19 protein-coding genes are annotated in these 21,187 nt (G+C 44.9%); 12 read left to right on the top strand and 7 right to left on the bottom strand.

Going from position 1 to position 21,187, the window contains the following annotated elements; translation table 11 throughout:
• Positions 1–50 precede the first annotated feature (50 nt).
• The 6 genes from aroQ to fis all read left to right on the top strand — a co-directional run bounded on the left by aroQ (position 51) and on the right by fis (position 4,894).
• A complete protein-coding gene (aroQ, locus tag L8S15_RS11305) occupies positions 51–500 on the top strand; it encodes a type II 3-dehydroquinate dehydratase (protein ID WP_010435475.1) in 450 nt (149 codons plus the stop codon).
• Between the two features lie 74 nt (positions 501–574).
• Positions 575–1,030: an acetyl-CoA carboxylase biotin carboxyl carrier protein gene (gene accB, locus L8S15_RS11310; protein WP_016769213.1), complete on the top strand. Its 456-nt coding sequence runs from the start codon at positions 575–577 to the stop codon at positions 1,028–1,030.
• 15 nt (positions 1,031–1,045) lie between these two features.
• Positions 1,046–2,389: an acetyl-CoA carboxylase biotin carboxylase subunit gene (gene accC, locus L8S15_RS11315; RefSeq protein WP_010435495.1), complete on the top strand. Its 1,344-nt coding sequence runs from the start codon at positions 1,046–1,048 to the stop codon at positions 2,387–2,389.
• Positions 2,390–2,577: 188 nt separating this feature from the next.
• Positions 2,578–3,465 (top strand): 50S ribosomal protein L11 methyltransferase, encoded by an 888-nt coding sequence (gene prmA / locus L8S15_RS11320; RefSeq protein WP_010435498.1) that lies wholly within the window; start codon positions 2,578–2,580, stop codon positions 3,463–3,465.
• A 140-nt stretch (positions 3,466–3,605) separates the two neighbouring features.
• Entirely contained in the window at positions 3,606–4,574 is a 969-nt protein-coding gene (gene dusB, locus L8S15_RS11325) for a tRNA dihydrouridine synthase DusB (protein WP_010435502.1), read from the top strand.
• Between the two features lie 23 nt (positions 4,575–4,597).
• Entirely contained in the window at positions 4,598–4,894 is a 297-nt protein-coding gene (gene fis / locus L8S15_RS11330; protein ID WP_004729744.1) for a DNA-binding transcriptional regulator Fis, read from the top strand.
• 89 nt (positions 4,895–4,983) lie between these two features.
• Here the strand turns inward: fis and zntR are convergent, their stop codons facing one another.
• The gene (gene zntR, locus L8S15_RS11335) at positions 4,984–5,424 is read right to left on the bottom strand and encodes a Zn(2+)-responsive transcriptional regulator (protein ID WP_010435509.1); all 441 of its coding nucleotides are present in this window, start codon (positions 5,422–5,424) and stop codon (positions 4,984–4,986) included.
• A gap of 324 nt (positions 5,425–5,748) precedes the next feature.
• Between zntR and purH the strand changes: the two genes are divergently transcribed.
• Together purH and purD are read left to right on the top strand one after the other, a co-directional pair.
• Positions 5,749–7,341: a bifunctional phosphoribosylaminoimidazolecarboxamide formyltransferase/IMP cyclohydrolase gene (purH, locus tag L8S15_RS11340; protein ID WP_010435512.1), complete on the top strand. Its 1,593-nt coding sequence runs from the start codon at positions 5,749–5,751 to the stop codon at positions 7,339–7,341.
• Positions 7,342–7,426: 85 nt separating this feature from the next.
• On the top strand, positions 7,427–8,716 hold the full coding sequence (purD, locus tag L8S15_RS11345; RefSeq protein WP_016769210.1) for a phosphoribosylamine--glycine ligase: 1,290 nt from the start codon (positions 7,427–7,429) through the stop codon (positions 8,714–8,716).
• Between the two features lie 170 nt (positions 8,717–8,886).
• Here the strand turns inward: purD and L8S15_RS11350 are convergent, their stop codons facing one another.
• Positions 8,887–9,585, bottom strand: coding sequence for a DUF1481 domain-containing protein (locus L8S15_RS11350; RefSeq protein ID WP_010435517.1), 699 nt, complete (start codon positions 9,583–9,585; stop codon positions 8,887–8,889).
• Positions 9,586–9,631: 46 nt separating this feature from the next.
• Positions 9,632–9,904, bottom strand: coding sequence for a nucleoid-associated protein HU-alpha (gene hupA / locus L8S15_RS11355; protein WP_004729753.1), 273 nt, complete (start codon positions 9,902–9,904; stop codon positions 9,632–9,634).
• 270 nt (positions 9,905–10,174) lie between these two features.
• Between hupA and L8S15_RS11360 the strand changes: the two genes are divergently transcribed.
• Positions 10,175–11,332 carry a hemolysin family protein gene (locus L8S15_RS11360; RefSeq protein WP_280573095.1) on the top strand — a complete coding sequence of 386 codons (1,158 nt, stop codon included), beginning with the start codon at positions 10,175–10,177 and terminating at the stop codon, positions 11,330–11,332.
• A gap of 79 nt (positions 11,333–11,411) precedes the next feature.
• Here L8S15_RS11360 and L8S15_RS11365 read toward each other — a convergent pair whose 3' ends face one another.
• Positions 11,412–11,999, bottom strand: coding sequence for a DUF416 family protein (locus L8S15_RS11365; protein ID WP_016769208.1), 588 nt, complete (start codon positions 11,997–11,999; stop codon positions 11,412–11,414).
• A 71-nt stretch (positions 12,000–12,070) separates the two neighbouring features.
• On the opposite strand from L8S15_RS11365, the gene L8S15_RS11370 reads away from it, so the two are divergent.
• Complete coding sequence (locus L8S15_RS11370) at positions 12,071–12,997, top strand: D-2-hydroxyacid dehydrogenase (RefSeq protein ID WP_280573098.1); 927 nt, start codon at positions 12,071–12,073, stop codon at positions 12,995–12,997.
• Positions 12,997–13,572, top strand: a complete 576-nt coding sequence (locus tag L8S15_RS11375) for a uracil-DNA glycosylase family protein (protein ID WP_016787672.1) — start codon at positions 12,997–12,999, stop codon at positions 13,570–13,572. The genes L8S15_RS11370 and L8S15_RS11375 overlap by 1 nt, the downstream gene beginning before the upstream one ends.
• 109 nt (positions 13,573–13,681) lie before the next feature.
• Here L8S15_RS11375 and hemE read toward each other — a convergent pair whose 3' ends face one another.
• Together hemE and nudC are read right to left on the bottom strand one after the other, a co-directional pair.
• A complete protein-coding gene (gene hemE, locus L8S15_RS11380; protein ID WP_010435538.1) occupies positions 13,682–14,749 on the bottom strand; it encodes a uroporphyrinogen decarboxylase in 1,068 nt (355 codons plus the stop codon).
• 299 nt (positions 14,750–15,048) lie between these two features.
• Positions 15,049–15,858 carry an NAD(+) diphosphatase gene (nudC, locus tag L8S15_RS11385; protein WP_016769205.1) on the bottom strand — a complete coding sequence of 270 codons (810 nt, stop codon included), beginning with the start codon at positions 15,856–15,858 and terminating at the stop codon, positions 15,049–15,051.
• Between the two features lie 165 nt (positions 15,859–16,023).
• On the opposite strand from nudC, the gene L8S15_RS11390 reads away from it, so the two are divergent.
• Positions 16,024–16,521 carry an Rsd/AlgQ family anti-sigma factor gene (locus L8S15_RS11390; protein WP_010435542.1) on the top strand — a complete coding sequence of 166 codons (498 nt, stop codon included), beginning with the start codon at positions 16,024–16,026 and terminating at the stop codon, positions 16,519–16,521.
• A gap of 388 nt (positions 16,522–16,909) precedes the next feature.
• Here L8S15_RS11390 and rpoC read toward each other — a convergent pair whose 3' ends face one another.
• Entirely contained in the window at positions 16,910–21,112 is a 4,203-nt protein-coding gene (gene rpoC / locus L8S15_RS11395; RefSeq protein ID WP_010435544.1) for a DNA-directed RNA polymerase subunit beta', read from the bottom strand.
• Positions 21,113–21,187: the final 75 nt, after the last annotated feature.

Genomic DNA, 21,187 nt, shown 5'->3' on the forward strand with positions numbered 1-21,187 from the left:
AAATGGCAACATTCACGTTCGTAAACACGATAAAGGAAGATAGCCCCACGATGTCTACAAAGTTTCGCATTCTAGTTTTAAATGGCCCAAACCTTAACCTGTTAGGCCTTAGAGAGCCTGCACACTACGGTTCTCAAACACTTGACCAGATTATTAGCTCATTGACAGAGCAAGCGAAAGCACACGATGTTGAGCTATCTCACTTACAGTCAAATCGTGAGTATGAGCTGATTGAGGCTATCCATAGTGCTTATCAAAATGTTGATTTCATTATTATCAACCCAGCAGCCTTTACACATACCAGTGTGGCACTGCGTGATGCACTACTTGGTGTAGCTATCCCATTTATTGAGGTTCATCTATCGAATGTTCACGCACGTGAACCATTCCGTCACCACTCATACCTATCTGATAAAGCAGAAGGTGTGATTTGTGGCTTAGGTGCTCAAGGTTATCAATTTGCTTTGACCGCTGCGCTCAGCAAGCTCAACTCAAAGTAAACATAAACAACGAACTATTACTAACCTACTCAGTCATAGAGTAAGTTCAATTAACAGATAAAGAGAAAGAAACAATGGATATTCGCAAAATCAAAAAGCTAATCGAATTGGTTGAAGAGTCTGGTATTTCTGAGCTAGAAATCTCTGAAGGTGAAGAGTCAGTACGAATCAGTCGTAACAGTACTGCACCTGTTGCACCGATTCAATATGCAGCAGCTCCAGCTCCTGTAGCAGCGGCAGCAGCTCCTGCGGCGGCACCTGTAGCAGCAGAAGCAGCGGCTCCTGCAGTTCCAACTGGTCACCAAGTTCTTTCTCCAATGGTTGGTACTTTCTACGGCGCTCCAAGCCCAGATGCAAAACCATTCGTTAAGGTTGGTCAATCTGTAACTGCTGGCGAAACGCTATGTATCGTTGAAGCAATGAAAATGATGAACCAAATCGAAGCTGATAAATCTGGTGTGGTAACCGCAATCCTTGTTGAAGACGGTCAGCCAGTAGAATTCGACCAAGCTCTAGTAATTATCGAATAATAGAGAGCACTCATTATGTTAGATAAATTAGTAATCGCGAACCGTGGTGAAATTGCACTACGTATTCTGCGTGCATGTAAAGAACTTGGTATTAAAACGGTAGCGGTTCACTCAACTGCTGACCGTGATCTTAAGCATGTACTACTTGCAGACGAAACCATTTGTATCGGTCCAGCTCGTGGTATCGATAGCTACCTGAACATTCCTCGTATCATCAGCGCAGCTGAAGTAACGGGTGCAGTCGCTGTCCACCCAGGCTACGGCTTCCTATCTGAAAATGCAGACTTTGCAGAACAGGTAGAACGCAGTGGTTTTATCTTCGTTGGCCCTAAAGCTGAAACCATTCGCATGATGGGTGACAAAGTGTCAGCTATCACGTCAATGAAGAAAGCTGGCGTACCTTGTGTACCCGGTTCTGATGGCCCTCTTGATGATGACGATGCAAAAAACAAAGCGCACGCTAAGCGCATTGGTTTCCCAGTTATCATCAAAGCATCTGGCGGTGGCGGCGGTCGTGGTATGCGTGTTGTTCGTTCTGAAGCAGAACTAACAGAAGCTATCGCAATGACTCGTGCAGAAGCAAAAGCTTGTTTCAACAACGATATGGTTTACATGGAGAAATTCCTAGAAAACCCACGTCACATTGAAGTACAAGTACTTGCAGATGGCCAAGGCAATGCTATCCACCTAGGTGAACGTGACTGTTCTATGCAGCGTCGTCACCAGAAAGTTGTGGAAGAAGCACCAGCCCCAGGTATCACTGAAGAGATGCGTAAATACATCGGCGAACGCTGTACTCGTGCATGTCTTGAGATTGGTTACCGCGGCGCAGGTACATTTGAATTCCTATACGAGAACGGTGAGTTCTACTTCATCGAAATGAACACTCGTATCCAGGTTGAGCACACGATTACTGAAATGGTAACAGGTATAGACCTAGTGAAAGAGCAACTGCGTATTGCTGCAGGTCAGCCTCTATCATTTACACAGGATGATATTAAGCTGCGTGGTCACTCAATCGAATGTCGCATCAACGCGGAAGATCCTGTTCGTTTCCTACCTTCACCAGGTAAGATTCAACGCTTCCACGCTCCAGGCGGCATGGGTGTACGTTGGGAATCTCATATCTATACGGGTTACACAGTACCACCACACTACGATTCAATGATTGGTAAGCTGATCACTTACGGTGAGAACCGTGATGTTGCTATCGCTCGTATGAAGAACGCATTGGGTGAGATGATTATTGAAGGCATTAACGTTAATACTGAGCTTCAATTGGCTATTATGAACGACGAAAACTTCCAACACGGTGGTGCAAATATCCACTACCTTGAGAAGAAGCTTGGTCTCCAATAGAAGCTAGCCTCTATCATTCGTTCTTTTAAGAACAGGTAAAATGCTCACTTCGGTGGGCATTTTTTGTTTTTAGAGCACTCGAAAAAATCAATCGATAATCCCTTTTATATTCCATGGGGTTTTGGTGAATTTGCTCATATTTTCTGCTAGACTCGCCATCCAATTTTTCTCATATAGAAGATGCAGCCATGCCTTGGATTCAAATCAAGCTTAATGCTACCAATGAAAATGCCGAACAGATCGGCGACATGTTAATGGAAGAGACTGGTGCTCTTTCCGTAACTTTCCTTGATGCACAAGATACCCCTGTATTTGAGCCTCTGCCGGGTGAAACTCGCCTTTGGGGTGATACTGACATTCTCGCGCTTTATGACGCTGAGACTGATACAGGTGTCGTCCTAGCACAGATTAAAGCTAGCAACATGTTCCCTACTGACTTTGCTCATAAAGTAGAGCAAATCGAAGACAAAGACTGGGAACGTGAATGGATGGATAACTTCCACCCAATGAAGTTTGGTGAGCGTCTTTGGATTTGCCCTAGCTGGCGTGATATCCCAGAACCAGACGCAGTAAACGTCATGCTGGACCCTGGTCTAGCGTTTGGTACGGGTACTCACCCAACCACCGCATTGTGTCTTGAGTGGCTTGAAGGCCTAGATCTAACGGGAAAAACCGTAATCGACTTCGGTTGTGGCTCTGGCATCCTTGCGATCGCTGCAATCAAACTTGGCGCAGCAAGAGTTATCGGGATCGACATTGATCCTCAAGCTCTGCTGGCTTCAAAAGACAACGCACAGCGCAACGGCGTGGCAGACCAATTAGACGTATTCTTACCACAAGATCAACCTGAAGGTTTGCTAGCTGACGTTGTGGTTGCCAACATTCTTGCAGGTCCATTACGTGACCTTTCAAGCATCATCAAAGGCCTAGTTAAGCCAAATGGTGTACTAGCGATGTCGGGTGTTTTAGATACACAAGCGGAAGATGTAGCGACTTATTATCGTGATGAACTTCACATTGATCCGATCATTGAACAACAAGAATGGTGTCGCATCTCAGGTCGCAAGCAAGGCTAGACAAGACTTTGGGTGCTAATTGACTGAAATTTAAGCGAATTACAAAAACAAATTGTAAATGCTCAAATATTAGTCTTTTCACGCAGCGAAAAAATGCGTAAAATGCGCGCCCTTGCTGGTACAGAACTGTGATGACATTTTTGAAAATCGGAAATTATCAACTTAAGAACAATCTAATCGTCGCTCCTATGGCTGGCGTAACGGATAGACCATTCCGTGAGTTGTGTCTTCGCTACGGTGCGGGGATGGCAGTCAGTGAAATGATGTCCTCCAATCCGAAAGTTTGGAAAACGTCAAAGTCTCAGCAGCGTATGGTACATGAAGGCGAATCGGGCATTCGTTCAGTACAAATCGCTGGTGCAGATCCACAGCTTATGGCCGAGGCTGCTCAATTTAATGTGGATAACGGTGCGCAAATCATCGATATCAACATGGGATGTCCAGCCAAAAAAGTGAATAAGAAGCTTGCGGGCTCAGCCCTACTTCAGCATCCAGAACTCATTGAAGAAATTCTGAAAGCTGTGGTAAATGCTGTCGACGTTCCAGTAACGTTGAAAACGCGAACAGGCTGGGATACAGACAATAGAAACTGTGTCCAAATTGCTAAAATAGCCGAAGACTGCGGCATACAAGCTCTTGCCCTCCATGGAAGAACACGCGCTTGTATGTACAAAGGTGAGGCAGAATACAAACACATTAAAGCAGCGAAACAAGCAGTATCTATTCCGGTCATCGCTAACGGTGATATCGATAGTCCGGAAAAAGCGAAGTTTGTGCTGGAGTACACTGGCGCTGATGCTTTAATGATAGGTCGACCTGCCCAAGGACGTCCTTGGATTTTTAACGAAATCCTACACTATTTGGAAAACGGTACCACGATGGACCCACTCCCGATTTCGGAAGTGAAAGACATCATGCTTGGTCATGTGCATGCTCTACATGAATTTTATGGAGAGTTTTTAGGCCCTCGCATCGCTCGTAAGCATGTGGGTTGGTACCTAAAAGAACATGAACAAGCGAGTGAGTTTCGCCGTACCTTCAACGCATTCGAAGCAGGTGATCTGCAGCTTGAGGCGCTAGAAGGTTTTTTTGATAACGTTGCACCATAATTACGAGAAGAGCTAGACCGAATATGTTCGAACAAAATCTGACTTCAGAAGCATTGACAGTAACTACAGTTACATCACAAGACCAAATCACGCAGAAGCCACTACGTGACTCAGTTAAAGCATCATTGAAAAATTACCTTGCTCAATTAAACGGTCAAGAAGTCAGCGAGTTATACGAATTAGTATTAGCTGAAGTTGAACAGCCACTACTAGACACTATCATGCAATACACTCGCGGTAATCAAACTCGCGCAGCAACCATGATGGGTATTAACCGCGGTACTCTTCGCAAGAAACTTAAAAAATACGGCATGAACTAATCGTTCTTTCGTAATTTTTTGAATGAAAGCCAAGCTCATTTTTTGAGTTTGGCTTTTTTTTTGCTTATGGTTCTTCAATTAGCCGCAGGTTAGTCTCCAGAGCGACAACAGCGTCCTTTATCAATGTTTGCAGAGTCCAAGGCGGCTAAAATAGAACAATGGCTTGCGTTGTCGTCTATGTGGCCACAGCACGCATCGTTAATCTTCCTCAGAGCAGTGCGAATCTTAGTGAGCTCTGTAATTTTCTCATCAATCATCTCCAACTTGGCTGTTGTAATCGATTTAACTTCGGCACAACTGTGCTGCGTCGCTTCCAAGCGAATCTCGAGTAATTCTTTGATCTCATCCAAACTCAACCCTAACTCTTTAGATTTTAGAATAAAGGTCACCTGTTTCTGATTATTTTCATCATATAGTCGATAACCTGATTCACTGCGACTGGCAGGTGCGATCAGGTTATTTTTTTCATAAAACCGTAAGGTATCGGCTGTCACACCGCATCGTTTCGCTAATTCACCGATCTGAAACATGTTTTTCCTATTCCTTCGTCCATTCCATAATTAACCTTATCGTTACTTTTCAGGTTGAAATGACACTTTTCATAATTAATTTCGAGATGCCAAACGATTGCGCGAGCTTTTTTGTAATAAATTAGTTAGAATCTGCGCCATCAAATTTGGAGTTGGTTATCTTATAGCTTAATCATAAGACGACCCCAAAAGGTCTTTACCAAAACTGGCCAATATTTTATCTCTTACCGGTATCTAAGATAACCCATGTTAAGAAGGTAGAAACAAGTTCTTTTTTGGCAAATATCTTTATTTTAACCCCATGAATTTGAGGAAGATGGAAGCATGAATAACGCTCGTCCAATTCGCCGCGCTCTAATCAGCGTATCAGACAAAACTGGTATCGTTGAATTTGCACAAGCTCTTGCTAACCGTGGTGTAGATATCCTATCTACCGGTGGCACTGCTCGCCTGCTTGCTGAAAAAGGCATCTCTGTTACAGAAGTATCTGACTACACTGGTTTCCCAGAAATGATGGATGGCCGTGTTAAGACTCTGCACCCAAAAGTTCATGGTGGTGTTCTAGGCCGTCGTGGCCAAGATGATGACGTGATGGAAACTCACGGTATCAACCCTATCGATATGGTTGTTGTAAACCTATACCCATTCGCAGAAACCGTTGCTAAAGAAGGTTGTACCCTTGCTGATGCAGTTGAGAACATCGACATCGGTGGTCCAACAATGGTTCGCTCCGCAGCGAAAAACCACAAAGACGTGACTATCGTTGTAAACGCACACGACTACGAGCGCGTTGTCGCTGAAATGGACGCGAACGAGAAATCTCTAACGCTAGAGACTCGCTTCGACCTCGCTATCGCAGCATTCGAACACACGGCTTCTTACGACGGTATGATCGCAAACTACTTCGGCACTATGGTTCCTAGCTACGGCGAGAACAAAGAAGGCGACGAAGAGTCTAAATTCCCTCGCACGTTCAACCAACAGTTCGAGAAAAAACAAGACATGCGCTACGGTGAGAACAGCCACCAAGCAGCCGCATTCTACGTTGAAGCAAACCCTGAAGAAGCGTCAGTGTCTACTGCTCGCCAAATTCAAGGCAAAGCCCTTTCTTACAACAACATCGCTGATACTGACGCAGCACTTGAGTGTGTGAAAGAGTTCGACCAGCCAGCATGTGTGATTGTTAAGCACGCTAACCCATGTGGTGTAGCACTAGGTGAAGACATCCTAGAAGCTTACGACCGTGCATTCAAAACAGACCCAACGTCTGCATTTGGCGGCATCATCGCTTTCAACCGTGAACTAGATGCTGCAACAGCAACGGCTATCACAGAGCGTCAATTCGTTGAAGTTATCATTGCACCATCAGTTTCTGCTGAAGCAGTAGAAATCGTAGCGGCTAAGAAAAACCTTCGCCTACTTGAGTGTGGTGAGTGGACAACGAAGACAACCGGCTTTGATGTTAAACGCGTTAACGGTGGTTTGCTAGTTCAAGACCGCGACCAAGGCATGGTGTCTGAAGATGACCTTAAAGTGGTTTCTAAGCGCCAACCTACAGCTGAAGAGCTAAAAGATGCCCTATTCTGCTGGAAAGTAGCGAAATACGTTAAATCTAACGCTATCGTTTACTCGAAAGGCGACATGACAATTGGTGTCGGCGCTGGCCAAATGAGCCGCGTTTACTCTGCGAAAATCGCAGGCATCAAAGCGGCAGACGAAGGTCTACAGGTTGAAGGTTGTGTAATGGCATCGGACGCGTTCTTCCCATTCCGTGACGGTATCGACGCGGCAGCAGAAGCTGGCATCAAGTGTGTTATCCAACCAGGCGGCTCTATGCGTGATGACGAAGTTATCGCAGCAGCAGACGAACACGGCATGGCGATGATCTTTACGGGCATGCGTCACTTCCGCCACTAATATTTAGTTTATCTAAACGATTAGTAGCTATCGAGCCTCTCAATTTTGAGGGGCTTTTAAGAATTAAAGACTTAAGGATTGAAACATGAACGTATTAATCATCGGTGCTGGCGGTAGAGAACATGCTTTGGGTTGGAAAGCGGCACAAAACCCAAATGTCGAAACGGTATTCATCGCTCCAGGCAACGCAGGTACTGCACTTGAGCCGAAACTTGAGAACGTAAACATCGGCGTTGAAGACATCGCTGGTTTAGTCTCGTTTGCTCAAGAGAAAAAAATCGAACTGACCATCGTTGGCCCTGAAGCGCCATTAGTTATTGGGGTCGTTGACGCATTCCGCGAAGTAGGTCTTCCTATCTTTGGTCCAACTCAAGCGGCAGCACAGCTTGAAGGATCTAAAGCATTCACTAAAGATTTCCTAGCTCGTCATGACATCCCAACAGGTTACTACGCAAACTTCACTGAGATTGAGCCAGCTCTCGCTTACGTACGTGAGCAAGGCGCTCCAATCGTAGTAAAAGCGGACGGCCTTGCAGCAGGTAAAGGCGTTATCGTTGCGATGACCCTTGAAGAAGCAGAAGACGCAATCAAAGACATGCTAGCAGGCAACGCATTTGGCGAAGCGGGCAGCCGCGTGGTTATCGAAGAGTTTCTTGAAGGCGAAGAAGCAAGCTTCATCGTAATGGTTGACGGTTCTAGCGTCCTTCCTATGGCCACCAGCCAAGATCACAAACGTGTTGGCGACAAAGACACAGGCCCTAACACAGGTGGCATGGGTGCTTACTCTCCAGCCCCAGTGGTAACGCCTGAAATCCACAACCGTATCCTTGAGGAAGTTATCTACCCTACGGTACGTGGTATGGACGCAGAAGGTGCACCTTACACTGGTTTCCTTTACGCTGGACTAATGATCGATGCTGACGGCACACCTAAGGTTATCGAATACAACTGCCGCTTCGGCGACCCAGAGACGCAACCTATCATGATGCGTATGGAATCGGATCTTGTTGAGCTTTGCCTAATGGCTATCGACGAGAAACTCGACGAAGCAGAGTCTAAGTGGGATCCACGCGCGTCTATTGGTGTCGTTCTTGCAGCTGGCGGTTACCCTGCTGACTACGCAAAAGGTGACGTTATTTCACTACCAACAAGCGAAGTTGAAGGCCAAAAGGTTTTCCATGCAGGTACGACAAATAACGAAGCTGGCGATGTGGTGACAAACGGTGGTCGTGTACTTTGTGCGACTGCACTCGGTAACACGGTTTCTGAGGCTCAGGAGCGCGCTTACGCGTTGACTAAGCAAGTTAGCTGGAATGGTATGTTTCACCGCAATGACATCGGTTATCGTGCGATTGCGCGCGAACAAGAGCAGTAATCAACATCATCATTCGGCTAAATTCGAATATCAGCAAATGAATAACTGCAATTGAATAAAAGAAAAGGCGCCTCAACAGGCGCCTTTTTTACCGATTAGTGGTACTTGTACTGACTAATCAGCACTTGGCCTATAGTAGGCCAAATACTCTTATATCTTTTCAATATTCTTTACTCTTTCAGCAAAGATGGTCTTGCGATGCACTGATGGTTATCATCTGCCAACATCAAGAATTCAGCGACTGATAATTTTCTAAGAGATCCCTTGCCGACAAAAGCACCATAGCTTTCTACAGACGACAAACGGTTAATCACAAAATTAGGCAATGTTTGGTTGAACTCAATGTCAGTAAATTGCTGACCAGAACAAGTCTGAAACACTTTACCATTCCAGTAACCCTGTAAAAGCTCTAACCCTGCATCATTTTGCTTCTCAGTAACGTCGAGAGCAGATGTCGCTTCCTGTTTAAATCTGTCCAGTTGAACCGACTGTAGCGGTAGGACTTTTCCATCAAGGCGATATTGCTGGTATACCGCTTCACCAGATTGATTGAAACGCACATGCACACGATACGGAACTAATGAGAGTGAGTCATCGCGTAGCTCGCCTTCACGGACAAATTCACGAAGCACATCTTCTGACCAAGCATAGTCAGTTTTGTACCAGCCGTAATCGCCCATAGTGACATAGTCAGCAGAGGTATGAGGTTGCGTTAGCTTGTTAGTGACCCAGTAGAAACTCGTCGCATCGCCCATAACTTGGCCGCCGGTGTGGGTTTCAAATTGCTCTAGGTTGGTGCGAGGACTGGTTGAAGAACAGCCAATGAGAAATGTAGATAACAGTGAAACGAGAAGAAATGCTTTTTTCATAAAACCTGTACCGAGGTGGAATACGACTACCTCGGTACAGTTTAGATTATTTCACTGAATCTTTCAGCGCTTTACCTGCAACAAATGCTGGAACATTTGCCGCAGCGATTTGGATCTCATCACCAGTTTTTGGGTTACGACCAGTGCGAGCTGCACGGTGGTTTACTTTAAAAGTACCAAAACCAATTAGCTGAACTTGATCGCCGTCTTTAAGAGCATCTGTAACACCACCAAGAGTCGCTTCTAGAGCAGCTTTAGCTTGTGCTTTAGAAAGGTCCGCTTTTTCAGCAATAAAGTCGATTAATTGAGTCTTGTTCATTTTAGGTTTCCCTTCTTTGTATTTTTGAATTCAATTCACTCTAAAACATAAATGCCCCATCTGGCAAAGGTTTGTCGTCGATCTTTAGCTCTAATGCCGGAGTTTTAGCCATAATATGAGTAATAACTCACAATTTGTTACTGAATTTCGATGGCAAGCCCTTGTTTAAAAGGGGCTGAGAGCAAAATTAATGATGACCTAACCACTACTTTATCTCTATAATCCACGCTGAATCGCTGATAAAGCGTACAATTTAATTTAAGGGCAAACATGCTGCTGCTAACTATTTACGTCTCCATTGCCATTGGAGTTTCTTTTATTTGTTCTGTTTTGGAAGCTGTACTTTTGAGTATTAGTCCGAGCTATATTGCTCAACTAAAACAAAATGGGCACCCTGCAGCAGAGTCATTAGACAAACTGAAAACAGATATTGACCGCCCGCTTGCGTCAATTTTAACGCTCAACACCATCGCGCATACTATCGGTGCTGCGACAGCAGGTGCACAAGCGGCTGTTGTTTTTGGTAGCCAATGGTTAGGTGTCTTCTCAGCCGTGCTAACGCTAGGTATTTTGGTGTTGTCTGAGATTGTTCCAAAAACCATTGGTGCAACCTACTGGCGTCAACTTGCTCCTGCTTCGGCAAGCGTGCTGCGCTGGATGGTATTCTTCCTAACACCGTTTGTATGGTTCTCAGAACAGATCACCAAACGTCTTGCTCGTGACCACCAAGCACCAAAAATGCGTGATGAGTTATCTGCAATGGCGATTTTGGCAAAAGAGAGCGGCGAGTTTGCAGAAGGTGAGTCAAAAATTCTGAGCAACCTACTGGGTATTCAAGATGTACCCGTGACTCAGGTAATGACACCACGTCCAGTGGTATTCCGTGTTGATGCGGAAATGAGTGTGAATACGTTCCTAGAACAACATAAAGACACGCCATTCTCACGTCCGTTGATTTACAGCGAGCAGAGTGACAACATCATTGGTTTTGTACACCGCTTAGAGCTATTTAGATTGCAGCAAGCAGGTTGTGGCGAAAAAGCTCTGGGTGAAGTTATGCGCCCTATCCACGTGTTGCTGAACAATATGGGTTTGGCTAAAGCCTTTGACCAGATGATGGCAAACCGCCTTCAACTATCTTTAGTGGTTGATGAATACGGTACGATTCAAGGCATCATTACCCTAGAAGATATCTTTGAACACTTAGTTGGTGAAGAGATCGTCGATGAAGCGGACAAAACCACCGATATGCAAGAACTGGCGTTCCAACGCTGGGAAACGTGGAAAGAGACACACGGTGTTATCGAAAACCGCGATGAAGAGGACGAGCCAGAGGAAACTCTAGTAGACGACAACTCATCAGATTCAAAATCAGATAACGGCTCATCAAAGGACAAAGCGCAGAACGAAGGTAAAAAAGATTCTTAATCCACGCTTCATACCATCAGATAAAACAAAGGCTCCCTAGGGAGCCTTTGTTTTATTCATACTTTGACGCAAAAGCGAATTACAACGCAACACCAATGTTACTCACAGGGTCTTCACGCAGTTCGTGGCGTAAGTCTTTAATCAATTCTAGGTCGCGCTCTGCCGTTTCACGTAATGGTCGGAAGATCGCCCACTGAACATCCCACTCTTCACACACCGCTTCATTTTCTTTCTGGTTTTCGTTCGTCACTTCGTCAGCGCCTTGAGCAAACTCAAGCTCAGCAACCGTCTTCACCGATTGTTGACTCACTTTAATTACAGCTTCCAACATATGCTCACGATCAAGTAGACCATGAATTAATGTTGCTAAGCCTTGGCATGCATCCATGGCTGGGTAAACACCATAAAAATCAAAATCATCACCGCTAGGGAATAGCTCTTCAACTTTCTCAAGTTGACGCTCAAAATTCACCTTTGCAGTTTTAACCGTTAAGATTTCCCAGATGCTATCCAACACGTCACGATAGATTCGAGCTTCCGCAAATTCTGTATTCTCACAAAACATGGCATAGTTAGGATACATACGCTCACATAGACACGCCATAAAAGTAATTTGTTGCCAAGGTTCTAACTTTTCAAGACGAACCTGCAGTGGATTCTGAAGCATAGTCACTCAATAATTGCAGAAAAAGACAGCGAAAGTGTACTTGATAAACCCTAGGGGGAAAAGGTAAGCCGATGAACAATTTTACGAATAAGCTCTATATTCTTACTGAGCATGACGATACCTATACGCAACTAATTCTAAACCAGGATTTACCCGACCTAGAAATCACTCAAAACCCCAAGTTAGCCGAGGTTGTCTTGGCATCGCCTCCACTCATAGCTGAACGCCTTGATGAGTTTAAACAACTCGACTGGGTTCATAGCACCTATGCTGGAATTAACAAGCTCACCCAACCAGATCTTCGCCAAGACTATACACTCACCAATGTGAAAGGTATTTTCGGCCCGGCGATCGCTGAATACGTGTTGGGTTACACGATCAGTCACTTCAGACACTTCCCTCATTACCACCAGCAACAGGCCGAGAAGAATTGGCATCCACAGCTTTATACTAGCCTAGCTGGCAAAACTATGGTTATTTTAGGGACAGGTTCAATTGGAAGTCATTTAGCGAAAACTGCCGCTGCGTTTGGTATTTATACCATTGGAGTCAACCGTACGGGTATCCCATCAAAGCAAGAGACCTTTAAACAAACTTTCCACATCAATGAGATAGAAGCCGCCCTTAAACAAGCGGATATTGTGGTCAACACCTTGCCATCAACTGCTGAAACCTATCAACTGTTGGATGAAACTACCCTAGGCTATTGCTCTAATGTACTGCTGTTTAATGTTGGCAGGGGGGAAAGCCTAGATAACAAAGCATTACTGTTAGCGATTAAAAATAAGTGGGTGGAGCACGCATTTCTAGATGTGTTTGAAAATGAGCCTCTACCCAAAGATCACCCTTTCTGGAAACTGCCGCAAGTGACCATCACTCCACACATTGCAGCACTGAGTGAGCCAAGGCAAGTAGTAGAAATCTTCGCCGAGAATTACCAACAGTGGCGAGATGGCTTTAAACTGAACCACACTATCGACTTCGACAAAGGTTACTGATGTTCTCATCACTGCTCACCGAGATACGACAATGCACCGCTTGTGAGCCTCATCTATCACATGGGGCTAATCCTGTGATTCAAGCACACCCAAACGCGCGCTTGCTGATCATAGGTCAAGCGCCGGGCATCAAGGTGCATGAGTCATCCATCCCTTGGAACGATGCCAGTGGTGAACGATTGAGAGAATGGTTAGGGATAGACAGCGATACCTTTTATGACGAGCAAAAAGTGGCGATTGTGCCTATGGGGTTTTGTTACCCGGGGAAAGGAAAAAGTGGCGACCTCCCTCCAAGACCAGAATGTGCTGAGTTGTGGCATCAGAAAGTGCTGCAATCCCTACCCAACATTCAAATGACACTGCTGATTGGTCAGTATGCGCAAAACTATTATTTAAAGGAAAAGACAACTAAAACACTGACAGAGACAGTCAAGAACTGGCAGGCTTGGGCACCAGAGTTTTTACCACTTCCCCACCCTTCACCACGCAATAATATCTGGCTTAAGAAGAACCCTTGGTTCGAAAGTGAAGTCATTCCTTATATCAGGAAACACATTTCAGAGCATTTGGCCTAGCATGTTTCAAACGCCTAATTAACTGCACACAACGAATTTCAACAAATCTTCAGGCAATAAAAAAGCGCTGTAGGTTGCCCAGCAGCGCTTTCAATCGTCTTACACAGGATTACTTGTGGTAAGGCTTAGACAGTTCGTGAACAGCGTCAACGAATACACCAGCGTTTTCTGGCGGCACATCTAAATGGATACCGTGACCTAGGTTAAATACATGGCCTGTACCTGCGTCGCCAAAGCCTTCAAGAATGCTGCCCACTTCTTCACGAATACGTTCTGGTTGAGCGTAAAGCATAGAAGGGTCCATGTTACCTTGCAGTGCCACTTTGTCGCCGATGCGAGCTTTTGCATCTGCGATGTTGATTGTCCAATCTAGACCTACCGCATCACAACCTGTTGCTGCGATAGACTCAAGCCACATGCCCCCGTTCTTAGTGAACAGAGTAACCGGTACTCGACGACCTTCGTTTTCACGGATTAGGCCATCAACGATCTTGTGCATGTATTGCAGTGAGAATAGGTTGTAGTCACGAGGAGTCAGCACACCACCCCATGTATCAAATACCATTACCGATTGAGCACCCGCTTTAATTTGCGCGTTCAGGTATTCGATAACACTGTCAGCCAGCTTGTCTAGAAGCAGGTGCAGCGTTTGTGGTTCTGCGTACATCATCTTCTTGATCTTAGTGAATGCCTTAGAACTTCCACCTTCAACCATGTAGGTCGCTAGAGTCCATGGGCTACCAGAGAAACCAATCAATGGCACTTCGCCTTTCAGATCTTTACGGATCTGACGAACAGCATTCATTACGTATTGAAGCTCACCTTCGGGATCCGGTAGGCCAATCTTCTCTACGTCAGCTTTACATGTGATAGGGCGTTCAAATTTAGGACCTTCACCAGTTTCAAAGTACAAGCCTAAGCCCATTGCGTCAGGAATAGTTAGGATGTCAGAGAACAAGATTGCCGCATCAAGCGGGAAACGACGTAAAGGTTGAAGTGTTACTTCTGATGCTAGTTCTGCGTTTTTGCACAAAGACATGAAATCGCCCGCTTCAGCACGCGTTGCTTTGTACTCTGGAAGATAGCGGCCAGCTTGGCGCATCATCCATACTGGTGTGTAATCAACAGGCTGTTTTAAAAGTGCGCGTAAATAGCGATCGTTTTTTAATTCGGTCATTCCGTTAAATTCCAATTCAATCTTGTCTAGTTTTGATGGCAAGTATTCTAACACTGATTGAAGGGTAAAAGCTGTGTGCTTTGCAACCTAGATCAAGTTATTAACTTTTAAATCAATGCTTAATTTGCACCCAATTGCAGGAGCATGTTAAAAATTTGTTCGCTAGCGAAAATTACAATTATAACATCTGAGTAGTCACTACTCAGCATCTCATAACGACATCTTACTTACCCCCTCCACTTGTGGAGGGTTTTTTTTAGCTTTTGACCACCTATAGACCAAATACTATCATAGGTAAATTAGTACTCTATCGTCTGCTCTGCCACACCATTTTTCATCACGTCACCCACAGTTTTCTCAATCAATTGTCTCGCAATCGTTCCTACTGGAGCTATATCAGGCAGGCTTGTTACATCAAACCATTGGGCATCCGACAGTTCACTGTAATCTGGCTTGAGCGTACCGCCAGCGTAGTCAGCGAGAAAGGCCATCATCATACTCGATGGAAAAGCCCATGGTTGACTGCCAAAGTAACGAATATTATCCACATCAACGCCCGTTTCTTCTTTAACCTCTCTTGCAACACACTGCTCTAGGGTTTCTCCAACTTCTAGGAAGCCCGCTATCACGGTATACATACCAGTTTTATGCCTAGGGTGCTGTGCAAGCAATATCTTGTTGTCGTTACGTACAGCAACAATGATGCACGGGAAGATACGAGGATAATGAAGTGTTCGACAGTCTCCGCATTGCATCGCCACCTGATTATGGTTGAGGTGATTACGACCACCACATTGCGGGCAGAAACGCATACTTTGTGTCATGTGCCCATATTGGATAGCTTTACTTGCGGTAAGGAAACTAGATTCAGGCCAATGAAGTAACTCCCTCAGGTTAACCATGGTTAGTTCACTCTCAACATCACAGTCGTTGAGCCAATACACTTTACGACCTTGATGCTGACCGATACAGATCGCGTGTTCAACACTCAGCCCTAACTCATCAGCAGACCCATAAGGAAACTGATCATTATTAACCCAAATATCACTACCTGAAACGACGCACCAATAAGCTTGCTCTGTCATTTTGTTATCACTTTTTTTTAACATCCCTATACCTCATTGCTTGCAGTTCGTTCATTTTACTGGCAATCTAATTTCATACTAGAGTTGTAGCAGAGAATAATTCAAACTATTACTTTTAGTAGCTACCAATAAAATGGACCCTGCTTAGGCAATTACTTGATCACAAGGTTGTGATCAGATCATGAGGACATGGTCATGCTAAATAAATTCAAACAAGTACAAGAACAATGGGGTGGCTCTAATGAGGTCATCGATCATTGGCTCGAAACTCGACAGTCTCTAATCGTTGAGTATTGTAAGCTTGCCGCTCTAAAGCCTTCATCGTCAAAAACACCTGCTATCACTGAACTACCATCTCCAGAAGCGCTCCAAAAATTCAGCCAACATCTTGTTGATTACATCTCTGAAGGTCATTTCAAAATATATGACATGGTGATGGATAAATGGCAGTCTACTGGCTTCAAAGCAACAGACGAAATTAACCAGTCTTATGGTCATATCGTTCTTACCACTGAGCCACTACTTAACTTTACCGATAAGTACGCTGCAATTGAAGCGAGTGATGCGCTAGAAAGTTTTGATAGTGATTTGTCTCTAATTGGTGAGATTATTGAGGCAAGGTTTGAAGTGGAAGATCAACTGATACAACAAATTGCCGATAGCTTAGCCGTTCCACCAGGGGCATAATTGGCTTAACATCTTCTAAGCTTGCCTCTGTGCAAGCTTTTCGTTTTGTCTATAGATTATATAACCCACCCTACACGTTCAGTGGAAGATTTTAAGATCCCCCAGTACCTTAATGTTCGATACTGGACAAAACTACATTCCAAAATCAGCATCCACCAGCCAACGCTCGATAACTGAGTTAGAGTTTTTGATTGTAAAATAACTACTTATCAAAAAAATTCGCCTTGTTCTCAAATCTTTTTCCTGCGCTATTTCTGATCATTTACTTACTGTGATTGGTATTAAAGAGTTAAGACTGCTCGCAGTCGCCATGATTCACTTATATTTCAGATACAAAAAAGGCACCCGAAGGTGCCTTTTTTTATCTCTTAGAGACTACTCGTAGAGCTTACTCTTCTGAAGAGAAACCAGCATTTAGAAGTGCTGCTAGATTGTCAGTAGCTTGTTCAGCTGAAGGACCTTCTTGCTCTTCTTCACGTTGCTTTTGACGCTCTTGGTGGTATGCGAAACCAGTACCAGCTGGGATCAGACGACCAACAATTACGTTCTCTTTCAGGCCGCGAAGGTCATCACGCTTACCAGAAACCGCAGCTTCTGTTAGTACGCGAGTCGTTTCTTGGAACGATGCAGCTGAGATGAATGACTCAGTTGCAAGAGATGCTTTAGTAATACCTAGTAGATCACGTTCGAAACGTACTAGTTCTTTACCTTCAGCTTCTAGTTTACGGTTAGCAATCTTAACATTGTGGTACTCAACTTGTTCGCCAGGTAGGAACTGAGAGTCACCAGAATGGGTGATTGTACACTTACGTAGCATTTGACGAACGATAGTCTCAATGTGCTTATCGTTAATCTTAACGCCTTGTAAACGGTAAACTTCTTGAACTTCGTTCGCGATGTACTGAGTCACAGCGTGGATACCACGTAGACGCAGGATATCGTGTGGAGTTTCAGGACCGTCGGCGATTACATCACCACGTTCAATCTTCTCACCTTCAAACACGTTCAATTGACGATGCTTAGGAATCATCTCTTCGTAAGCGTCACCGCCTTCACGAGTGATCACTAGACGACGCTTACCTTTCGTTTCTTTACCGAAAGACACAGTACCTGTGTGCTCAGCAAGAATCGCAGGCTCTTTAGGCTTACGAGCTTCGAATAGGTCAGCTACGCGTGGTAGACCACCAGTGATATCTTTGTTTCCGCTCGATTTTTGAGGGATACGAGATAGTGTGTCACCAATGCCAACTTCAGCGCCATCTTCGATGTTTACAATCGCTTTGCCAGGTAGGAAGTAGTGAGCTGGCATATCTGTACCAGGGATCATTACGTCGTTACCTTGCTCATCAACAAGTTTGATAGCTGGACGCATATCTTTACCCGCTGCTGGGCGAGCTGCTGCGTCTGTTACTTCACTTGAAGAAAGACCCGTTAGATCGTCAGTTTGACGAGAAACTGTAATACCATCGATCATATCTACGAATTGGATACGACCTGCCACTTCAGTGATGATTGGCATAGTATGCGCTTCCCAGTTAGCTACAACTTCACCAGCAGTAACTGCTGCGTTGTCGCCTTTGGTTAGCATCGAACCGTAAGGAAGTTTGTGCTTCTCTTTAGTACGGCCGAATTCATCAATAATCGTCATCTCAGATGCACGAGAAGTGATAACCAGTTTCTTATCTTTGTTCACTACGAACTTAGCATTGTGAAGTTTCACAGTACCAGTTGTCTTAGCTTGGATGCTGTTCTCTGCCGCAGCAGTAGATGCCGCACCACCGATGTGGAACGTACGCATCGTTAGCTGTGTACCCGGTTCACCGATAGATTGTGCAGCGATAACACCAACTGCTTCACCTTGGTTTACTAGGTGGCCACGTGCTAGGTCACGACCGTAACACTGTGCACAACAACCGAAGTCTGCATCACAGGTAACAACTGAGCGCACTTTCATGCTATCTACAGAGTTGTCTTCCATGATTTGACACCACTTCTCATCAATCAGAGTATTACGTGGAATCAGTACATCTTCAGTACCAGGCTTAAGAACATCTTCAGCAACTACACGACCAAGAGCAAGCTCAGAAAGTGCAACTTTAACGTCACCACCTTCGATGTGAGGCATCATGTCGATACCTTCATGCGTGCCACAGTCATGTTCGTGTACTACAACGTCTTGTGCTACGTCTACTAGACGACGAGTTAGGTAACCCGAGTTAGCTGTTTTCAGTGCTGTATCCGCAAGACCCTTACGAGCACCGTGCGTTGAGATAAAGTACTGAAGGACGTTTAGACCTTCTTTAAAGTTCGCTGTGATCGGCGTTTCGATGATTGAACCATCTGGACGCGCCATCAGACCACGCATACCTGCAAGCTGACGAATCTGAGCTGCAGAACCACGTGCGCCCGAGTCGGCCATCATGTAGATGCTGTTAAACGATTCTTGCTGTTCTTCTTCGCCATCACGGTTGATAACTGTTTCAGAAGATAGGTTATCCATCATTGCTTTCGCAACGCGGTCATTCGTAGATGCCCAGATATCGATAACTTTGTTGTAACGCTCACCCGCAGTAACAAGACCAGATTGGAATTGCTCTTGGATTTCACGAACTTCTTCTTCAGCAGATTCAATTTCATCGTATTTCGCTTGAGGTACAACCATATCGTCGATACCAACAGAAACACCTGAAAGTGCAGCGTATGCAAAACCTGCGTACATGATTTGGTCAGCGAATACTACTGTATCTTTAAGACCAAGCTTACGGTAACACTCGTTTAGTAGGTTAGAAATTTGCTTCTTACCTAGCTTCTGGTTAACGATGCTGTACGGTAGGCCAGCTGGAACGATTTGCCATAGCATTGCACGGCCGACAGTTGTATCAACCATCTTCGTTTCAGTAGTGCTATTACCATCTTCATCTACTACAGTCTCAGTGATACGTACTTTAACACGAGCGTGTAGCTCAGCAGTCTTAGTACGGTATGCCTTTTCAGCCTCAGCAGGGCCAGCAAGGTACATACCTTCACCTTTCACGTTGATCTTGTCACGTGTCATGTAGTAAAGACCCAATACAACGTCCTGAGAAGGTACGATGATAGGATCACCTGACGCTGGCGACAGAATGTTATTCGTCGACATCATCAGAGTACGAGCTTCAAGCTGTGCTTCTAGAGTTAGAGGCACGTGTACCGCCATTTGGTCACCATCGAAGTCGGCGTTGTATGCCGCACACACTAGTGGGTGAAGCTGAATCGCTTTACCTTCGATTAGTACTGGTTCAAACGCTTGGATACCTAGACGGTGAAGTGTAGGTGCACGGTTAAGCAGTACTGGGTGTTCGCGGATTACTTCGTCTAGGATATCCCAAACGATAGCTTCTTCGCGCTCTACCATCTTCTTAGCAGCTTTAATTGTCGTAGCCATACCACGAGTTTCTAGCTTGCTGTAGATGAACGGCTTAAATAGCTCAAGTGCCATCTTCTTAGGAAGACCACACTGATGTAGACGAAGGTATGGACCTACTGTGATTACAGAACGGCCAGAGTAGTCTACACGTTTACCAAGAAGGTTCTGACGGAAACGACCTTGTTTACCCTTGATCATATCAGCAAGAGATTTCAGAGGACGCTTGTTAGAACCCGTGATCGCACGACCGCGACGACCGTTATCTAGAAGGGCATCAACAGACTCTTGCAGCATACGTTTTTCGTTACGTACGATGATGTCTGGAGCCGCTAGCTCTAGAAGACGCTTCAAACGGTTGTTACGGTTAATCACACGACGGTAAAGGTCGTTAAGATCTGAAGTCGCAAAACGACCGCCATCTAGAGGTACTAGAGGACGTAGATCTGGTGGTAGCACTGGAAGCACAGTTAGGATCATCCACTCAGGCTTGTTACCTGATGAGATGAACGCTTCAACTAGCTTCAAACGCTTAGTAACTTTCTTACGCTTAGTTTCAGAGTTAGTCGTTTCTAACTCTTCGCGCATTTCTTCCACTTCTTGATGAAGGTCCATTGTTGAAAGCAGATCTTTGATCGCTTCAGCACCCATCTTAGCAGTGAATTCGTCACCCCACTCTTCTAGACGATCTAGATACTCTTCTTCAGTAAGCATCTGAGATTTTTCTAGATCAGTCATACCCGGTTCAGTTACTACGTACATTTCGAAGTAAAGAACACGTTCGATATCACGTAGAGGGATATCCATTAGTAGACCGATACGAGACGGTAGTGATTTTAGGAACCAGATGTGAGCAACTGGTGAAGCTAGTTCGATGTGGCCCATGCGGTCACGACGAACTTTAGTTTGTGTAACTTCAACGCCACACTTCTCACAGATAACACCACGGTGCTTCAGGCGCTTGTATTTGCCACAAAGACATTCGTAGTCTTTAACTGGACCAAAAATACGTGCACAGAACAGACCATCACGTTCAGGTTTGAACGTACGATAGTTAATTGTTTCTGGCTTTTTAACTTCACCAAAAGACCACGAACGAATCGTGTCTGGTGAAGATAGACCGATTTTGATTGCATCAAATTCTTCGGTCTTATGCTGTGCTTTTAGAAAGTTTAATAAGTCTTTCACGTTCAGCTCCTGTAAGGAGTTAAAGGAGCTCACCGACTAAAGTGAGCCCCCTTTACCAAGTAATCCAATCTTTTT

This window comes from Vibrio sp. S/42/10, from assembly GCF_029890535.1.
Classification (GTDB): Bacteria; Pseudomonadota; Gammaproteobacteria; order Enterobacterales; family Vibrionaceae; genus Vibrio; species Vibrio cyclitrophicus.

What these genes read in the sequence shown, in the direction of transcription:
- aroQ (WP_010435475.1), top strand. Translation starts at nt 51, where the DNA reads ATGTCTACAAAGTTTCGCATTCTAGTTTTAAATGGCCCAAACCTTAAC.
- accB (WP_016769213.1), top strand. Translation starts at nt 575, where the DNA reads ATGGATATTCGCAAAATCAAAAAGCTAATCGAATTGGTTGAAGAGTCT.
- accC (WP_010435495.1), top strand. Translation starts at nt 1,046, where the DNA reads ATGTTAGATAAATTAGTAATCGCGAACCGTGGTGAAATTGCACTACGT.
- prmA (WP_010435498.1), top strand. Translation starts at nt 2,578, where the DNA reads ATGCCTTGGATTCAAATCAAGCTTAATGCTACCAATGAAAATGCCGAA.
- fis (WP_004729744.1), top strand. Translation starts at nt 4,598, where the DNA reads ATGTTCGAACAAAATCTGACTTCAGAAGCATTGACAGTAACTACAGTT.
- zntR (WP_010435509.1), bottom strand. Translation starts at nt 5,424, where the DNA reads ATGTTTCAGATCGGTGAATTAGCGAAACGATGCGGTGTGACAGCCGAT.
- purH (WP_010435512.1), top strand. Translation starts at nt 5,749, where the DNA reads ATGAATAACGCTCGTCCAATTCGCCGCGCTCTAATCAGCGTATCAGAC.
- purD (WP_016769210.1), top strand. Translation starts at nt 7,427, where the DNA reads ATGAACGTATTAATCATCGGTGCTGGCGGTAGAGAACATGCTTTGGGT.
- L8S15_RS11350 (WP_010435517.1), bottom strand. Translation starts at nt 9,585, where the DNA reads ATGAAAAAAGCATTTCTTCTCGTTTCACTGTTATCTACATTTCTCATT.
- hupA (WP_004729753.1), bottom strand. Translation starts at nt 9,904, where the DNA reads ATGAACAAGACTCAATTAATCGACTTTATTGCTGAAAAAGCGGACCTT.
- L8S15_RS11360 (WP_280573095.1), top strand. Translation starts at nt 10,175, where the DNA reads ATGCTGCTGCTAACTATTTACGTCTCCATTGCCATTGGAGTTTCTTTT.
- L8S15_RS11365 (WP_016769208.1), bottom strand. Translation starts at nt 11,999, where the DNA reads ATGCTTCAGAATCCACTGCAGGTTCGTCTTGAAAAGTTAGAACCTTGG.
- L8S15_RS11370 (WP_280573098.1), top strand. Translation starts at nt 12,071, where the DNA reads ATGAACAATTTTACGAATAAGCTCTATATTCTTACTGAGCATGACGAT.
- L8S15_RS11375 (WP_016787672.1), top strand. Translation starts at nt 12,997, where the DNA reads ATGTTCTCATCACTGCTCACCGAGATACGACAATGCACCGCTTGTGAG.
- hemE (WP_010435538.1), bottom strand. Translation starts at nt 14,749, where the DNA reads ATGACCGAATTAAAAAACGATCGCTATTTACGCGCACTTTTAAAACAG.
- nudC (WP_016769205.1), bottom strand. Translation starts at nt 15,858, where the DNA reads ATGTTAAAAAAAAGTGATAACAAAATGACAGAGCAAGCTTATTGGTGC.
- L8S15_RS11390 (WP_010435542.1), top strand. Translation starts at nt 16,024, where the DNA reads ATGGTCATGCTAAATAAATTCAAACAAGTACAAGAACAATGGGGTGGC.